The organism is Streptomyces sp. NPDC048254 (genome assembly GCF_043201895.1).
Lineage (GTDB): Bacteria > Actinomycetota > Actinomycetes > Streptomycetales > Streptomycetaceae > Streptomyces.
On record NZ_JBICZJ010000003.1, the window covers coordinates 636,912 to 654,378 of the forward strand.

Annotated in this window: 14 protein-coding genes; all 14 read left to right on the top strand. The window is 73.0% G+C overall.

What is annotated here, in order from left to right; all coding sequences use genetic code 11:
- Window position 1 precedes the first annotated feature (1 nt).
- Entirely contained in the window at window positions 2-940 is a 939-nt protein-coding gene (locus tag ACGFZQ_RS12655) for a carbohydrate ABC transporter permease (RefSeq protein WP_393840325.1), read from the top strand.
- Window positions 940-1,788: a carbohydrate ABC transporter permease gene (locus tag ACGFZQ_RS12660; RefSeq protein ID WP_351748887.1), complete on the top strand. Its 849-nt coding sequence runs from the start codon at window positions 940-942 to the stop codon at window positions 1,786-1,788. Before ACGFZQ_RS12655 ends, ACGFZQ_RS12660 begins: the two co-directional genes overlap by 1 nt.
- The gene (locus tag ACGFZQ_RS12665) at window positions 1,785-3,830 is read left to right on the top strand and encodes an alpha-galactosidase (protein ID WP_393840326.1); all 2,046 of its coding nucleotides are present in this window, start codon (window positions 1,785-1,787) and stop codon (window positions 3,828-3,830) included. Before ACGFZQ_RS12660 ends, ACGFZQ_RS12665 begins: the two co-directional genes overlap by 4 nt.
- A 41-nt stretch (window positions 3,831-3,871) precedes the next feature.
- On the top strand, window positions 3,872-4,645 hold the full coding sequence (locus tag ACGFZQ_RS12670) for an SDR family NAD(P)-dependent oxidoreductase (protein ID WP_393840327.1): 774 nt from the start codon (window positions 3,872-3,874) through the stop codon (window positions 4,643-4,645).
- A gap of 40 nt (window positions 4,646-4,685) precedes the next feature.
- On the top strand, window positions 4,686-5,429 hold the full coding sequence (locus tag ACGFZQ_RS12675; protein ID WP_351748893.1) for a FadR/GntR family transcriptional regulator: 744 nt from the start codon (window positions 4,686-4,688) through the stop codon (window positions 5,427-5,429).
- Window positions 5,426-6,571: a galactonate dehydratase gene (dgoD, locus tag ACGFZQ_RS12680; RefSeq protein WP_393840328.1), complete on the top strand. Its 1,146-nt coding sequence runs from the start codon at window positions 5,426-5,428 to the stop codon at window positions 6,569-6,571. The genes ACGFZQ_RS12675 and dgoD overlap by 4 nt, the downstream gene beginning before the upstream one ends.
- The gene (locus tag ACGFZQ_RS12685; protein ID WP_393840329.1) at window positions 6,571-7,377 is read left to right on the top strand and encodes a hypothetical protein; all 807 of its coding nucleotides are present in this window, start codon (window positions 6,571-6,573) and stop codon (window positions 7,375-7,377) included. Before dgoD ends, ACGFZQ_RS12685 begins: the two co-directional genes overlap by 1 nt.
- Before the next feature lie 52 nt (window positions 7,378-7,429).
- A complete protein-coding gene (locus tag ACGFZQ_RS12690; RefSeq protein ID WP_393840330.1) occupies window positions 7,430-8,065 on the top strand; it encodes a bifunctional 4-hydroxy-2-oxoglutarate aldolase/2-dehydro-3-deoxy-phosphogluconate aldolase in 636 nt (211 codons plus the stop codon).
- Window positions 8,062-9,087 carry a sugar kinase gene (locus ACGFZQ_RS12695; RefSeq protein ID WP_393840331.1) on the top strand — a complete coding sequence of 342 codons (1,026 nt, stop codon included), beginning with the start codon at window positions 8,062-8,064 and terminating at the stop codon, window positions 9,085-9,087. The genes ACGFZQ_RS12690 and ACGFZQ_RS12695 overlap by 4 nt, the downstream gene beginning before the upstream one ends.
- A 457-nt stretch (window positions 9,088-9,544) precedes the next feature.
- The gene (locus tag ACGFZQ_RS12700; RefSeq protein WP_393840332.1) at window positions 9,545-11,359 is read left to right on the top strand and encodes a glycosyl hydrolase family 28-related protein; all 1,815 of its coding nucleotides are present in this window, start codon (window positions 9,545-9,547) and stop codon (window positions 11,357-11,359) included.
- 233 nt (window positions 11,360-11,592) lie between these two features.
- Window positions 11,593-12,249 (top strand): ThuA domain-containing protein, encoded by a 657-nt coding sequence (locus ACGFZQ_RS12705; RefSeq protein ID WP_393840333.1) that lies wholly within the window; start codon window positions 11,593-11,595, stop codon window positions 12,247-12,249.
- The gene (locus ACGFZQ_RS12710; RefSeq protein WP_393840334.1) at window positions 12,234-13,325 is read left to right on the top strand and encodes a Gfo/Idh/MocA family protein; all 1,092 of its coding nucleotides are present in this window, start codon (window positions 12,234-12,236) and stop codon (window positions 13,323-13,325) included. The genes ACGFZQ_RS12705 and ACGFZQ_RS12710 overlap by 16 nt, the downstream gene beginning before the upstream one ends.
- 23 nt (window positions 13,326-13,348) lie before the next feature.
- Complete coding sequence (locus ACGFZQ_RS12715; RefSeq protein ID WP_393840335.1) at window positions 13,349-16,378, top strand: alpha-mannosidase; 3,030 nt, start codon at window positions 13,349-13,351, stop codon at window positions 16,376-16,378.
- Between the two features lie 121 nt (window positions 16,379-16,499).
- Window positions 16,500-17,456, top strand: coding sequence for a hydroxyacid dehydrogenase (locus ACGFZQ_RS12720; protein WP_393840387.1), 957 nt, complete (start codon window positions 16,500-16,502; stop codon window positions 17,454-17,456).
- Window positions 17,457-17,467: the final 11 nt, after the last annotated feature.

The following is a 17,467-nucleotide window of genomic DNA, read 5'->3' on the forward strand; positions in this document are numbered from 1 at the left end:
GATGGCCGTCCTGACCGCGCCCGACCGGAAGTCCCCGGCCCGCCCGCCCGCCCGTACGTGGCGGGCGGGCCGGGGGCCCCGGCGCACCCCGCCCCTGGTCCTCGCCTTCGTCCTGGTCCCGCTCCTCGCCGAGGCCCTGTGGGTGTTCTGGCCCGCCCTGCAGGGCTTCTACCTCGCCCTCACCAAATGGGACGGCGTCTCCCCGCCGCAGTTCGTCGGCCTGGACAACTTCCGGGAGATGGCCCACGACGACGTCTTCCGCAGCGCGGCCGGCCACACCGTGCTGTGGCTGGTCCTGTTCGGCGGCCTGTCCGCCGTGCTGGGCCTGGCCGTCGCGCTGCTGCTCCAGCAGGAGCGGTGCGGGGTCGGCTTCTACCGGGCCGCGCTGTTCCTGCCGGTGGTCTTCTCCCTGGTCGCCACCGCCCTCGTCTGGCAGGCGATCTACCAGCCCGACGGCGTCCTCAACCAGTTGTTGCAGGGCGTGGGCCTCGGCAGCCTCCGGCACGCCTGGCTCGCCGACCAGGACACCGCCCTGTACGCGGTGATCGTGCCCGCGCTGTGGCGGCAGATCGGCTATGTGATGGTGCTCTACCTCGCCGGCCTGAAGGGCATCGACCCGGCGCTCTACGAGGCCGCCAAGGTCGACGGCGCGAGCGCCCTGCAACGGTTCCGGCACGTGACGCTGCCCCAACTGCGCAGTGTCAACGCGGTCGTTCTCTCGGTCATCGTCATCGACTCGCTGCGCTCCTTCGACGTCGTCTGGTCGCTCACCCGCGGTGGCCCCTACCACTCGTCCGAACTGCTGAGCACCTACATGTACTCGACCGCCTTCCAGTCCCTGCGACTCGGCTACGGCTCCGCCCTGGCCGTCGTCATCTTCGTCCTCGCCTTCGGGGTCATCGCCTCCTACCTCGTCCGCGCGTTCCGGGAGGCCGACTGATGTCCGCCAACTCCACGGCACTGCGCCGCAAGCGGGCCGCCACCGCCGGATTCCATCTGGGCGCGGGCGCTCTGTCCGTTCTGTGGCTACTGCCCATCGTGCTGGTCCTGGTCACCAGCCTGCGCACCTTCGACGACATCGCCGCCCACGGCCTGGGCAGTTGGCCGCACTCCTTCACCCTGTCCAACTTCGGCCAGGCCTGGACCGACGGCGGCCAGCAGCAGGCCCTGATCAACAGCCTGCTCGTCACCATCCCCTGCGTCCTGGTGACCCTGGCCCTCGCCGCGATGGCCGCGTTCGGCCTCAGCCGCTACGAACTCCCCTTCCGGCGCACCCTGTTGCTCCTGATGCTCGGCGGCAACCTGCTGCCGCCGCAGATCCTGCTCATCCCGGTGTCCAAGCTCAGCGAGGTGATGGGCGTCTACGACACCCTGCCCGCGCTCATCGGCGTGCAGATCGGCTTCGGCGTCGGCTTCTACGTGTTCGTCCTGCACGGGTTCATGCGGTCGATCCCGGTCGAGATCCAGCAGGCGGCGGTCGTCGACGGTGCCGGGCCGTGGCAGATCTTCTGGCGGATCATCCTCCCGCTGACCCGCCCCGCCCTGGCCGCCCTCAGCGCCCTGTCCTTCACCTGGATCTTCAACGACCTGCTCTGGGCGATCACCGTCCTGCGCAGCGACTCCAAGATGCCGATCACGGCCGCCCTCATCGGACTCCAGGGCCAGTTCGTGTCGATGTGGAACGTGATCGCCGCCGGGTCGGTCATCGCCGCCGCACCCACGGTCGCCGTGTTCCTGCGCTTCCAGCGGCACTTCGTGGCCGGACTCAACCTGGGAGCGGTCAAGTGACCTACAAGCGCTGGACCTTGCGTACGGAGCACACCTCCTACACGGTCCGCCTCTCCCCGGACGGCCCGTGGGCCGAGCTCGACGCCTGGGGCCCGCTCGGCGTGGAGGAGGGGCCCTCCGCCCTCGACTGGTCCCACCGCACCCACTTCATCACGCCCGCCGACGCGGCCCCGGCCGAGTATCTGCCGTACGGGCTGCGGCCGTTCACCGGCTCCGAGCTGATCGCCGGGGCGGAGCGGGGCGTGTGGTGGGAGTTCGACGGCGCGCAGCAGACGGACGGCGCGCTACGGCTCGCCTTCACCGACGGGACGACCGGGCTGCGCACGGTCCTGTGCTACGAGACCGTGCCGGGCACCGATGTGATCCTCCGCTGGGCCGAGTTCACGGCCAGGGAGGAACTCCGCCTGGAACGGCTCGACTCGGCCGCCGTGAACATCCCGGTGGTCGGCCCGGCCCGGCTGACCTACCTCTGCGGACAGTGGTCGCAGGAGTTCCAGCTCACCCGACTCGACCTGACCCGGGGCACGTTCACCATCGGCAGCCTCCAGGGCGCGCCGGGGCACGCGTACGCGCCCTGGCTGGCCGTGCAGAGCGAGGACGCGGCGTACGGCATCGCCCTCGAATGGTCCGGCAACTGGCACATCACGGCGGAGGCCGAGCCCGGCGGTGCCGTGCGGGTGCGCGCCGGACGGGTCCCGCACGAGGGCGCCGTCCTCATGGCCCCGGGGGAGACCCTCGCAACCCCCCGGCTCGCCTGCGCGTTCAGCCCGGACGGCCTCGACGGCCTGTCCCGGGTCTGGCACCGCTACGAGCGCCGGCTCACCGGCGACCGGCTGCACCGCCCCCGCAAGGTGCTCTACAACTCCTGGGAGGCCACCGGCTTCGACGTCGACGCGGCCGGACAGCTGGAGCTGGCGAAGGCGGCCGCGGACATCGGCGCCGAGCTGTTCGTCGTGGACGACGGCTGGTTCACCGGCCGCGCCGACGACACCGGGGGACTGGGCGACTGGTATCCGGACCCGAAGGCGTTCCCGCAGGGCTTCGACCGGTTCGTGCGGGAGGTCCGCGCCCTCGGCCTGGACTTCGGGTTGTGGGTCGAGCCGGAGGCGATCAGCCCCGGCAGTCGGCTGCACGCCGAACACCCCGAGTGGGTCTACCGCGTCGATGGCCGCCCCTCCCGGCTGGTCCGCAACCAGCTGCTCCTCGACCTGGGCCGGACCGACGTCCAGGAGTTCGTCATCGGCACCCTGGACCGGCTGCTCGGCGACTACGACATCGGCTATCTGAAGTGGGACATGAACCGGCCGCCCACTGAGCGCGGCCGCCCCGGTGCCGGCCCCGTCGACCTGGACGCCGAGCACGTCGCCGGATACCTGCGCGTCCTCGACCACCTGCGCACCGCCCACCCCGACGTCACCGTCGAGGGCTGCGCAGGCGGCGGCGGCCGGATCGAGCACGCCACCCTCGCCCGCACCGACGTCGTCTGGCCCAGCGACAACACCGCGCCCCTGGACCGGCTGCGCATCCAGCACGGCTTCCTGCACGCCCACGCGCCGCACGTCATGAGCTCCTGGGTCACCGACGCCCCCGGCGTCTTCGACCCGCGCCCGCGCAGCCTCGCCTTCCGGTTCGTCAACGCCATGTGCGGAGCCCTCGGGATCGGCGCGGACCTGCGCGCCTGGACGCCGGAGCAGCGGGCCGAGGCCGCCCGGTGGATCGCCCGCTACAAGGAGGTCCGGGACGTCGTCCACCACGGCGAGGCCCGGCTCCTCGGCACCCCGGACGACACCAGCTGCGGAGTGCAGTACGACCGCGGTGACCGTACCGTCGTCGCCGCGCTCTCCACCGGCCGGGTCGACGGCGCCCCGCTGCTGCCCGGCCGCCCCGACCGGCTCCGGCTGCGGGGCCTGGACCCGGCGGCGCGCTACCGGGACACGGCGACGGGAACCTCGTACAGCGGAGCCCATCTGCTCCACTACGGCCTGCCGTTCGCCTGGAGCGCCGATCACGATGCGGACCTGGTGGTGCTGACGCGCCGGTAGGACGCATATGTTTCCAGCAAGCTCACCCTCTAAGGAGCCCGATGGACCAGTCCGTACGACGGTACGGTGCCCGCTTCACCGGCCGTACCGCCGTGGTGACCGGTGCCGCCTCCGGCATCGGCGCCGCCACCGCAGAACGCCTCGCCCGCGAGGAGGCCGCCGTCGTCCTCGTCGACATCGCGGACGAACGCGGGCAGGCCGTGGTGGACGGGATCACCAAGGACGGCGGCCAGGCCCGGTACGTGCACGCCGACGTCGCCGCCGAGGACGACTGGGCCCGGATCGTCACCGCCGCCCACGCCTACGGGCCGGTCGACGTGCTCGTCAGCAACGCCTACACCGTCGACGTCGCACCGGCGCACGAGCTGTCGGCCGAGTCCTGGCAGCGGCAGCTCTCCGTCAACCTCACCGCGAGCTTCCTCGGCTTCAAGGCGGTCCTGCCCGACCTGCGGGCCGGCCGCGGAGCCGTGGTGCTCACCTCGTCGGTGCACGCGCATGCCGGTATCCCCGGACACCCCGCCTACGCGGCGGCCAAGGGCGCCCTGCTCTCCCTGTGCGGGCAGCTCGCCGTCGAGTACGGGCCCGAGGTACGCGTCAACGCGGTGCTGCCCGGGCCGATCCTGACCGGCGCCTGGGACGGGGTGACACCCGAGGAGCGGGAGCGCAGCGTCGCGCAGACCGCCGCCCGCCGGTTCGGCACGCCCGAGGAGGTGGCCGCGGCGATCGCGTTCCTCTGCGCCGACGAGGCCTCCTTCATCACCGGGGCCAGGCTGGTCGTGGACGGCGGCTGGAGTGTCGTGAAGGACTCCGTGTGAGCGCCGCCGAACCACGTCGTGAACAGAAAGGCTGTACGACATGACGCCCTACGCCCGCCGCGGTGTGCACGGCCAGACCGTGGAGGCCCTGGCGCGCCGCATCCTGGGCGGCGAGATCCCGGAAGGGGCCACCCTCGACCTGGTGGCGCTGCAGAGCGAACTCGGCGTCAGCCTCACCGCCCTGCGCGAGTCCCTCAAGGTGCTCGCCGCCAAGGGCATGGTCGACGCCCGCCAGAAACGCGGCACCTTCGTGCGCGCCCGAGCGGACTGGAACCTGCTCGACGCCGACGTGCTGCGCTGGCAGTTCGAGGGCGCCGGTACCGCCGACGCCGACCGGTCGCTGCTGCACAACCTCGCCGAGGTCCGGGCGATCATCGAACCCGCCGCCGTCCGGCTCGCCGCCCAGCGCCGCACCGAGGCCGACCTGGTGGCCCTGGAGGACGCCCTGGACGCCATGGGACGGCACGACGCCGCCGACCCGGGCCACGCCGTCGACGCCGACCTCGCCTTCCACCGCGCCCTGCTCGCCGCCACCCACAACGAACTCCTCGAACGCATGGAGATGGTGATCGAGTCGGGGCTCGCCCACCGCGACCGCATCGTGCACAGCTCCCCGCACAGCGAGCCCCCCGTCCCCGCCCACCGCGCCGTCCTGGACGCCGTCCGCGACGGCGACGCCGAGGCGGCCGAGCGCGCCATGCGGGCCCTGCTCGACCAGGCGGGCCGCGACCTGGCCCGGCTGGGCGGCACCGACGACGAACCGAAAGGCAGCGGCGGCCAGTGAAGATCGAACGAATAGAGACCTTCCTCGTCCCGCCACGCTGGCTGTTCTGCCGCGTCGAGACCGACGAAGGCGTGGTGGGCTGGGGCGAACCCGTCGTCGAGGGCCGCGCCGAGGTGGTGCGCGCGGCCATCGAGGTGCTCGCCGAGTACCTGGTGGGGCAGGACCCGCTGCGCGTCCAGGACCACTGGCAGGTGCTCACCAAGGGCGGCTTCTACCGGGGCGGCCCCGTCCTGTCCAGCGCCGTCGCCGGACTCGACCAGGCGCTGTGGGACATCGCCGGCAAGACCTACGGCGCACCCGTGCACTCCCTGCTCGGCGGTCCCGTACGCGACCGGGTCCGGGTCTACGCCTGGGTCGGCGGCGACGAACCGGCCCAGCTCACCGAGCAGGTCACGGCCCAGGTGGAGGCGGGCTTCACCGCCGTGAAGATGAACGCGGCCGGGGCCACCTCGCCGATCACCACGGCGGCGGAGACCGCGGCGGTGGTCGCCCGGGTGGCGGCCGCCCGGGACGCCCTCGGCCCCGACCGTGATGTCGCCGTCGACTTCCACGGCCGTTTCACCGCCGCCAGCGCCCGCCGCGTTCTGACCGAACTCGCCCCCCTGCACCCGCTGTTCGTGGAGGAACCCGTCGTCCCCGAGCAGGGCCACCTGCTGCCCGGCCTGGTCACCGCGAGCCCGGTACCGCTGGCCACCGGTGAACGCCTGTACTCGCGGGCCGAGTTCCTGCCGGTCCTCGCCGCCGGCATCGCGGTCGCCCAGCCGGACCTGTCCCACGCGGGCGGCATCTCCGAGGTGCACCGCATCGCCTCGCTCGCGGAGACCTACGGCGCACAGCTCGCCCCGCACTGCCCGCTCGGGCCCATCGCGCTGGCGGCGAGCCTCCAAGTCGCCTTCGCCACACCGAACTTCCTGATCCAGGAGCAGAGCCGGGGCATCCACTACAACAAGGACGCCGACCTCCTCTCCTACCTGGTCGACCCCGAACCCTTCCGGTTCGTCGACGGGCACGCGCGGCGCGGTGACGCCCCCGGCCTCGGCATCACCGTCGACGAGGCGGCCGTCCGTGCGGCCGACCGGTCCGGCCACCAGTGGCGCAACCCGGTGTGGCGGCACCCCGACGGCTCGTTCGCGGAGTGGTGATGGACGTCGTCACCGACCTCGCCCACGGTGGCCGCTGGACCTCGCTGCGGCACGGCGGCCGCGAATGGCTGTGGCGGCGCGAGGCCGCCGAACGCGACGGTGTGGCGCCGGGCGACGCGTTCGTGGACGCGGGGGGACTGGAGGAGTGCGTCCCCACCGTGCGCGGCACTCCCGACCACGGGGACGCCTGGTCCCGGGCCTGGACCCGGGAGGGGGACGGCGAGCGCGTCCGCTGCGAACGCTTCACCCTGACGCGCAAGCTGAGCGGTACGGCCGACGGTGTGCAGGCCGACTACGTCCTGACGGCCGAGCCCGGCTTCCGCTTCCTGTGGGCCGCCCACGCGCTGCTGGACCTCTCCGCGGAGGCCGTGGTGAAGGCCCGGGACGGGGCGCCGACCCGGCTGTTCCCGGAGGCGGCGCCCCTGGTGAACCGCCCCTGGCCGGACGGCGCCCGCTGGCTGGAGGGCGACTGGCCCGCGCCGCTGGGGCTGCGCCTGGACCGGTTCGGGCCGGACGACGGGACGGCGGCCGGGGCCGTGGTGGCGGACGGCCGGTGCTGTGTGCACGACGACGGTGACCGGCTGTCCTTCGCCGTCGAGGCCGAAGGGCAGCCGGTCTCCGTCGCCCTGTGGCGCAACCTCGGCGGCTTCCCGGCCGGCCGGCCCTACCGCAGCACGGGCGTCGAGCCCATGCTCGGCCGGGTCTTCGACCTCGCCGACGCCGGCCCGGACGACGCGGCCCGTGTCGGCGCCTCGGGCGAGGTCCGCTGGCGGCTCACCGTACGCGCCGCCTGTCGCTGCCCCTGAGCCGGCGACCGCCGCCCTCCCGAGAAACCGAACCGTAGAAGGAGCCCTGGCCGTGGATCTGCGAGCCGCCCTCACCTCCCGCCGACTGCTGGCCATCGTGCGCGGCAGCGACCCGGACGCCACCCTGCGCACCGTGCTGACCCTGGCCGAGGAGGGCATCGAACTGATCGAGGTGTCCCTCAGCGGCACGGACGCGCTCACCGTCGTCGCCCGTGCCCGCAAGGAGCTGGGCCCCGACCGGCCGCTGGGCGCCGGCACCGTGCTCACCGCCGACGACGCGCGGGCCGCCCACCACGCGGGCGCCACCTTCGCGGTCACCCCCGGCCTGGGCGCCGGCGTCGACACCGCGCTGCAGCTCGGCATCCCGGTCCTGGCGGGCGTGCTGACCCCCACCGACGTCATCGCCGCGCAGGCCCGGGGCGTGGCCGCCCTGAAGCTCTTCCCCGCCGCCGAGGCCGGGGGAACGGCCTATCTGAAGGCGCTGCGCGGCCCGTTCCCCGACGCCGTGCTGGTCCCGGTGGGCGGTGTCGACGTGCCCGCCGCCCGGGCCTACCTGGCCGCCGGGGCGACCGCCGTCGGCGTCGGCTCCCCCCTGGTCGGCGACGCGGCCGACGGCGGCGACATCGCCGGCCTGCGCGACCGGGTCCGGGCGTTCCTTTCCGTGGTGGCGGAGGACGGACACGCATGACGGCTCCCTGGCGGCCGGCGCCGGGACGGGTCGTCTGCGTCGGCGAGACCATGGCGGCCCTGGCCCCCGACCCGCCCCGACCGCTGGCCGAGGCCGAGCAACTGCGGCTGTCCACCGCGGGCGCCGAGTCCAACGTGGCCATGTACCTCGCGGACCACGGCATCCCGGCGGTCTGGCTCTCGGCCGTCGGCGACGATCCGCTGGGGCACCGGGTGCGCGCCGCAGTCGCCGCCGCCGGGGTCGACGTCAGACATGTACGGACCGACCCGCACCGGCCCACGGGCCTCCTCGTCAAGAACCCCGGCCCCACCGGAACCCGCGTCCACTACTACCGCACGGGCTCGGCGGCCTCGGCCCTGGGGCCCGGCCTGCTGGACGGCGAACCGCTGCGCTCCGCAGCCCTCCTGCACCTCACCGGCATCACCCCCGCCCTCTCGCCGTCCTGCCGCGAACTGGTGACCCGCGCCCTCGCCACGCCGGCCACCGAACGGCCGTACGCCATCAGCTTCGACGTCAACCACCGCGCCGCCCTGTGGCCGCACGGCACGGCACCCGGGACCCTGCGGGCCCTCGCCGACCGAGCCGACATCGTGCTCGTGGGCCTGGACGAGGCACAGCACCTGTGGGGCGAGGAGCTGACCGTCACCGGCGTGCGGGACCTGTTGCCCGGTCCGCGGATCCTCGTCGTCAAGGACGGTGCCCTGGCCGCCACGGCCGTCACCGCGGACGGCTTCTGCACGGTACCCGCGCTGCGCACGGCGGTGGTGGAACCGGTGGGCGCGGGCGACGCGTTCGCGGCGGGCTTCCTGGCCGGGCTGCTGCGCGGCGAGACGACGCCCCGTGCCCTGCGGCTCGGCCACATCACCGCGGTCTCCGCGCTCAAGGTGACGGGGGATCACGGTCCGTTGCCCGAGGCGGAGGAGACCGAGCGGCTCCTCGGCCTCGCGGACGCGGACTGGGAGCGGTACGAGGCCCGGGGCGGCGCGGACGACAAGGCTTCAGGGCGGTGCGAAGTTAGTTAATCAAGGCGATGGAATAATCGGTGGGCCGTCGCTAGACTCGCCAGCGCGATGGGCGGGGTACGGGACGGCCTCGTCGGTCATGCCATGATCCAGCTGTGTGCCGGACCGAGGAGGGATGCGGCTGATCGTGCTCCCGGAGCGGGGTCCGGTCGCGGGCTCCGTGCGGTGCAGATGGTCGTAGCCGTGACGGCGTTTCCAGGGCGTGGGCGTCTGTTCGGCGATGTGATCCCCCCTGTGTGCCTTCGCCTGCGCGGCAGCCGAGGGCGTTCCCGTGGACCGCGCCCTTCCGTGGGTTTCGCCTTTCCCGGGTTCGGCGTGGGCCGGTAGGGGCGTGCGCCGGTGCCGGCATGCGCGTGCGTTCGTGCGCCGAAAAGTATGCGTCCCGCACCCAATGGACAGCGAGGGAGTACGCGACCCGCCGGTCCGTGCTGCCTCCGATCTCTTCAAGAGGTGACACATGCTCCGAAGATTCCGACGATCCTCGTTCTGGCTCGGTGGCGCAGCCTCCCTGGCCGCCGGTGCCCTCTTCGTTCTCCCCGGCACCGAGGGCGTCACGGTCGGCGCCGATGCCGAGCCGGTCGCCGCGACGGCCGGTGCCACGACGCCCTTCGTGACGGTGGAGGCGGAAGCCGGCACCCTCGGCGGCGCCGCGGCCGTCCGCTCCCTCAAGCCGGGGGCCACGGTGCCGTCCGTGGCCACCCTGGAGACCGAGGCCTCCGGGAACGCGCTGGTCGAACTGGGGAACACCGGTGACTCGGTGACCCTGAAGAACACCTCGGGCAAGCAGGCCAACAGCCTGGTGGTGCGCGCCTCGATCCCCGACGCGGCGACGGGTGGCGGTATCGACGCGACGCTGGACCTGTACGTGAACGGCACCTACCGGCAGGCGATCACGCTCAGCTCCAAGCAGGCCTGGAACTACCGCGACGCGACCACGAACCCGGACGACCCCCACGCGGGCGGAATGCCCTACCGCTTCTACAACGAGTTCCCCGTCCGGGTCACCGGCGCGGCCGTCCCCGCGGGCAGCACCATCACCCTCCGGAAGGACTCCGTCAACACGGCCGCGGTCTACGACGTCGACTCCGTCGACCTGGAGAACGTCGCAGCGGCCCGGACCCGACCGGCCGATTCGCTGTCCGTCCTGGACTACGGCGCGGATCCGGACTTCGGGACCGATGCGACGGCCGCCATCCAGAACACCGTGAACGCCGCCAGGACACAGGGCAAGTCGGTGTGGATCCCGCCGGGCAAGTACCTGACGAACAGCCTCTCCGGTACGACGCTCGACTTCACCGGCGTGACGGTGGAGGGCGCCGGCATGTGGTACACGACGATCTACCGCAAGCCGCCGCTGCCGGCCACCTGGCGGTCGCAGATCCTGGTGGGCTCGGGCACCACGCTGAGGGACCTCCAGATCGACTCCAACGCCGTGTGGCGCGGCGTCGGCGGCTCCGGCGGCGCGGACTACGGCATCAACGCCAGCGGTGCCGGTGGCTGGCTGGTCGAGCGGATCTGGACGCGGCACACCGACGCCAACTGGCTCTCCGGCTCCAACGGCACGGTCCGGGACAGCCGGACCGCGGACTCCTACGGCGACGGCTTCAACATCAACAACAGCAACACGCCGAACCCGGACAAGCTGGGCTACCACATCACCGTCCAGAACAACTTCGCCCGGGGCACCGGCGACGACTCCTTCGCGACCTACTCCGACGCCGGCGCGAGCGGCACCAACGGCCAGGTCGACGGCGCGAAGATCCTCGGCAACACCGCGATCGCACCCTGGTGGGCCAACGGCCTGCGGATCGCCGGCGGCCGGAACGTCGAGATGACGAACAACCTGGTCAACAGCGTGTCGTCCAACAGTGCCCTGGACATCGGCGTGTTCGGCGACACCGGCCACCCGCTGGAGTCGGCCACCGTCAGCGGCAACGTCCTGATCGGCGGCGGCGGTTGGAACGGCGTCCGGCACGGGGTACGGATCAGCTCGCCGGCCGGCACCTCGCTGTATCCGGACGCCTGCACGAACGTCACCCTCAGCGGCAACGTCCTGCGCGGAGCCTTCCGCGCGGGCCTCTACATCGACCGCAAGAACGTCGACGTGACGCTGACGGGCAACACGATCGACGCTCCGGCCGACCAGGGGATCTGGATCGCGTCGGGGGTCACCGGCACCGGGACCTTCTCCGGCAACACGATCCAGAACCTGCGGGCAGGACAGGTCGCGACCCAGAACGACTCGCCGTCCACGTTCCGCATCGGCGGCTGAGAAGCACCCTTTCCGGCCTCGCGGTCGGGTCCGTGCTCCCGTACGGGGCCCGGACCCGACCGCACTCCTCGGTCCCGAGCCGGGCCCCGCCCGGTCCCTGCACGGAGTTCATAAAACGTATTGACAAACTGTGGCGGCCATTCATAGGTTCACATGGCATCCACTCTGACCCGCCCTTTCAATGCCGACCGCCGCGCCCGGCAGCGCGGCGCCGATGGGAGCGTGCGATCACCTTGACCACCGACATCCGGCGGGCGCTCGTCGTCCGCGGCGGCTGGGACGGGCATCAGCCCGTGACGATCAGCGACGGATTCGTCCCGTTCCTCAAGGAACACGGATTCACCGTCGAGACCTCCGAGGACCTGGCGGTGTACGAGGACACGGAGCGCCTGGCCGCCACCGACCTGGTCGTGCAGTGCTGGACCATGGGGACCATCACCCGGGAGCAGAGCGAGAACCTCGCCGCCGCGGTGCGCGCGGGCACCGGCCTGGCCGGCTGGCACGGCGGCATCGTCGACAGCTTCCACGACCACGGCTACCACCTGCTGACCGGCGGCAAGTTCGTCATGCACCCGCCGGGCTTCCACGACCACACCGTGCACCTGCTGCCCGAGCGCGCCGACCATCCGGTCATCGCCGGGCTCGACGACTTCGCCGTGCACACCGAGCAGTACTGGCTGCTCACCGACCCGCACATCGACGTCCTCGCCACCACGACCTTCCCGCCCGACGAACTCCGCGACCGGCCCGCGGTGATGCCCGCCGTGTGGACCAGGACCTGGGGCGCGGGCCGGGTGTTCGTCTCGGCCATCGGGCACAAGCCCGACGACTTCGACGTGCCCGAGGTCCGTACGCTGACCGAAAGGGGACTGCTGTGGGCGAGCCGCTGAAGCCCTTGAACATCGGGATCGTCGGCGCCGGGAAGATCAGCGGCGCCTATCTCTCGACGCTGGACCGGCTGACGTCCGTACGGCTGACCGCCGTCACCGACCTCGACCAGGACCGTGCGCGGAGCGTGGCCGAGCAGACCGGCGCGGAGCCGGCGCCGGACGTCGCCGCGCTCGTGGCCCGCGACGACGTGGACGCCGTACTCAACCTGACGATTCCGGCTGCCCACGCGGAGGTCGCCCTCGCGGCGCTCGGCGCCGGCAAGCACGTCTACGGCGAGAAGCCGCTCGCGGCCAACCGCAAGGAGGCCGACGCCGTGCTCGTGGCGGCCCGGGAGGCCGGACTGCGGGTCGGCTGCGCGCCCGACACCGTCCTCGGCACCGGAACGCAGACCGCCCGCAAGACCGTCGACGACGGTCTGATCGGCCGGCCGGTGGCGGCCACCGCCTTCATGACCGGCGCCGGGCACGAGAAGTGGCATCCGGACCCGGAGTTCTACTACCGGCCCGGCGGCGGCCCCCTGCTCGACATGGGCCCCTACTACCTCTCCGCCCTGGTCCATCTGCTGGGCCCGGTGGTGAAGGTGACGGGTGCCTCCTCGCGGCCGCGGGCCGAGCGGACGATCGGCAGCGGTCCGCGCGCGGGGACCGTCTTCCCGGTGGAGGTGGACACGCACATCACCGGCGTCCTGGAGCACGCGGGCGGCGCGCTGTCCACCCTGATCATGAGCTTCGACGTCCGCGCCGCCCGGCTGCCCCGCATCGAGGTGCACGGCACCGAGGCCTCGTTGTCGGTGCCCGACCCGAACGGCTTCGACGGCGCCGTGGAACTCCACCGCGGCGACGGCTGGGAGACCCTGCCCGTGTCCGCCGGCTACCGGGACGCCGGCCGCGGCGTCGGCCTCGCCGATCTCGCCGAGGCCCTGGCCGAGGGGCGCCCGCACCGCGCGTCGGCCGAACTCGCCGGCCACGTCCTGGACGTCATGCTCACCCTCATGGAGGCGGCGGACGAGGGCCGCGCACTCCCGGTGACCAGCACCTGCGAGCGCCCCGCCCCGGTGACCGGCCCCGCCCACTGAACGACCAACAGGAGACCCCCTTCATGCACGACGACCGGAACCTGGTCGAAGCACGCCTGGAACGCGTCCTGAGGGAGCGCGTCCGTCCCGCCGTCCACCCCGTCACCACACCCCTGACCGTGGAGATCTGGTCCACCCCGGACGAACCCGTCCCGGTGGCCGAGGGGCTGGCCGCCCCCACCCGGCCCATCACCCCGGGCACCCCGTGGGGCACGCCGTGGGGGACCAGCTGGTTCAAGGTCACCGGCACGGTCCCCGCCGACTGGGCGGGCCGTACCGTCGAGGCCGTCCTCGACCTCGGCTTCACCCCGCGCACCCCCGGATTCCAGTGCGAGGGTCTCGTGTACCGGCCCGACGGCACCCCGGTCAAGGGCCTCCACCCGCGCAACTCCCATGTCCGCGTCGGCTCTCCCGTGGCCGGCGGGGAACAGGTCCACTGGCACATCGAGGCCGCCTCCAATCCCGACCTCGACGCGAGCGGTGTGCCGTTCCGGCCGACCCCGATGGGCGACCGGGCGACCGCCGGTGACGCGCCCCAGTACGTGCTCGGCGAGATGCGGCTGGCCGTCTTCGACGAGACGGTGTGGAACCTGGTCATGGACCTGGAGGTCCTCGGCGAACTCATGGCGGAGCTGCCCGTCGACGGCGCCCGCCGCTGGGAGATCCTGCGCGCGGTGGGCCGGGCGCTGGACGCCGTGGACCTCCAGGACGTGAACGGCACGGCCCAGCAGGCCCGTTCGTGCCTCGCCGAAGTACTCGCCGTCCCGGCCGGCCCGACCGCGCATCGCATCAGCGCCGTCGGTCACGCGCACATCGACTCGGCGTGGCTGTGGCCGCTGCGCGAGACGGTCCGCAAGGTGGCCCGTACGACCTCCAACATGACCGCCCTCCTGGAGGAGGAGCCCGAGTTCGTCTTCACCATGTCTCAGGCGCAGCAGTACGCCTGGATCAAGGAGCACCGGCCCGAGGTGTGGGCGCGGGTGAAGAAGGCGGTCGCGGACGGCAGGTTCGTGCCGGCCGGTGGGATGTGGGTGGAGTCGGACACCAACATGCCGGGTTCGGAGGCGATGGCCCGTCAGTTCGTGCACGGGAAGCGGTTCTTCCTGGACGAGTTCGGGATCGAGAACGACGAGGCGTGGCTGCCGGACACCTTCGGCTTCGCCGCCGGCCTTCCGCAGATCATCAGGGCGGCGGGCTCCACCCGGCTCCTCACCCAGAAGATCTCCTGGAGCCGGACCAACAGCTTCCCGCACCACACTTTCCGGTGGGAGGGCATCGACGGCTCCCGCGTCTTCACCCACTTCCCGCCCGTCGACACCTACAACTGCGAGATGACTGGACGTCAGGTCGCGCACGCGGCACGGAACTTCAAGGAGAAGGGCGCCGCGACCCGCTCCCTCGCACCGACCGGCTACGGCGACGGAGGCGGCGGCACGACCCGCGAGATGGTCGCCAAGGCGGCCCGGCTGCGCAGCCTGGAGGGCTCGGCGGCCGTCACCTGGGAGGCGCCCGCCGACTTCTTCGCCAAGGCCGAGGCCGAGTACCCCGACCCGCCGGTGTGGGTCGGCGAGCTGTACCTCGAACTGCACCGTGCCACCCTCACCAGCCAGGCGGGGACCAAGCAGGGCAACCGGCGCAGCGAGCACCTTCTGCGGGAGGCCGAGCTGTGGGCGGCCACGGCGGCGGTGCGGACCGGGTTCCCCTATCCGTACGAGGAGCTGGACCGGATCTGGAAGACGGTCCTGCTGCACCAGTTCCACGACATCCTGCCGGGTTCGTCGATCGCCTGGGTGCACCGTGAGGCCCGGGCGACGTATCAGCGGGTCGCCGCCGAACTCGGCGGGATCATCGACGCGGCCCAGCGGGCCCTGGCGGGGGAGGGGACGCGGAGTCTGGTCTTCAACTCGGCACCGCACGAACGGAGTGCGGTCCCCGCAGGGGGTGCCGCGACACCGGTCGCGGCGGGCGGCACCGTGACCCCCGTCCCGCGCGCGGACGGCGGCTACCTCCTCGACAACGGCCTGCTGCGGGTCGAGATCGACGGGCGCGGACTGGTGGTCTCGGCGTACGACATCGCCGCGGACCGGGAGTCGATCGCCCCCGGGCAGGCGGCCAACCTGCTCCAGCTGCACCCCGACTTCCCCAACCAGTGGGACGCCTGGGACGTCGACGCCTTCTACCGGAACGTGGGCAGCGACCTCACGGACGTGGCCGAACTCGGCGTCGAGGGCGACGCGGTGCGTGTCGAGCGGGTCTTCGGCAAGTCCCGGGTCATCCAGCTGCTGTCGGTCCCGGCGGACGCCAAGCGCCTCGACATCGACACCGAGGTGGACTGGCACGAGACCGAGCGCTTCCTGAAGCTGGCCTTCCCGCTGGACGTCAGGGCCGACCGGTACGCCGCCGAGACCCAGTTCGGGCATGTGTACCGGCCCACCCATCAGAACACCAGCTGGGAGTGGGCCAAGTTCGAGGCCTGCAACCACCGGTTCGTGCACCTGGACGAGCCGGGCTGGGGCGTCGCCGTCGTCAACGACTCGACGTACGGCCACGACGTGACCCGTGCGGTACGGACCGGCAGCGGGGACGCGGGTACGACGACCACCGTACGGGCGTCGCTGCTGCGCGCGCCCCGCTACCCGGACCCGGAGACCGACCAGGGCGTGCACCGCTTCCGGCACGCGCTGGTGCCGGGCGCGACGGTCGGGGACGCGGTCCGCGAGGGCTACCGGGCCAACCTGCCCGAGCGCCGGGTCACCGGAGCCGCCGCCGAGGTGGCACCGCTGGTGACCGTCGACAACGACGCCGTCGTCGTCAGCGCGGTGAAGCAGGCCGACGACCGCGGCGGCGACCTGGTGGTACGGCTGTACGAGGCGAGCGGCGGCCGGGCCCGGGCCGTCGTCCGCGCCGACGGGTTCGCGGCCGACCGGGCCGTCCTCACGGACCTCCTGGAGCGCCGGCTCGCCGACGCCGAACGGCCCGGCACGGCGGACGGCGGCGTCGTCCTCGCGCTGCGGCCGTTCCAGATGGTGACGCTGCGGCTGCCGCGCGCCTGACGTGATGCTCCGTCACTCCGGGCCCGGCGCGTCCGCCGGGCCCGGAGCCGTTTCCGTACGCATCGAAAGAGGACCCAGCACAGTGACCGCCCCCTCCGGCCGGCCCACGGCCGTCTCCGTCATGGATCCCCTCGTCGCCGATCAGGTGCTCCCCGCGGAGCTGCGCGACCGGCTCTCCCGGCTCGTCCGGCTCGCCCCCGGCCCGGTGACCGCGGCCTTCCCGGCCGCCTTCGCCGAGGCGGAGGTCCTGATCAGCGGCTGGGGGTGCCCGCGCCTCACCGCCGACGTCCTGGCACGGGCACCGCGCCTACGGGCCGTCATGCACGCCGCCGGCACCGTCAAGGGGCTGGTGAGCGACGCGGTGTGGGAGCGCGGCATCGTCGTGTCGTCGGCGGCCGACGCCAACGCCGGCCCCGTCGTCTCCTACACCCTGGCCCTCGTCACGCTCGCCGCGCGGCGCACGCTCACCATGGCGGCCGGCCACGGCGCCGGATGGCCGGCCTTCGGCAGCCGTACGGGCGCCGACGGCAGCACGGTGGGCATCGTCGGCGCGTCACGCATCGGCCGTGGGGTGCTGGCCGGGCTGCGCCGGTCCGACGCGGGCCACCGGCTGCTGCTGAGCGACCCGTACGTGACGGACGAGGAGGCGCGCCGGCTGGGTGCCGAGCGGGTCGGACTGGCCGAACTGTGCCGCCGGTCGGCGGTGGTGAGCGTGCACGCCCCGCTGCTGCCGGAGACGACCGGTCTGCTCGACGCCGGGATGCTGGCGCTCATCGCCGACGGCGGGGTGCTCGTCAACACGGCCCGGGGTGCCGTCGTCGACACGGAGGCGCTGACCCGTGAATGCGCGTCCGGACGGCTGGAGGCGTATCTCGACGTGACGGACCCCGAACCGCTGCCGCCCGGCCACCCGTTGCTGTCCCTGCCCAATGTGCTGGTCACCCCGCACATCGCGGGCGCCCAGGGCAGCGAGCTGCGACGGCTCGGGCGGTACGCGCTGGCGGAGGCCGGGCGCTGGGTGTCGGGCGAGCCGCTCCTCGGAGAGGTGACCCGCGAGGCGCTGGACCGACTGGCCTGAGCGCCCCGGCC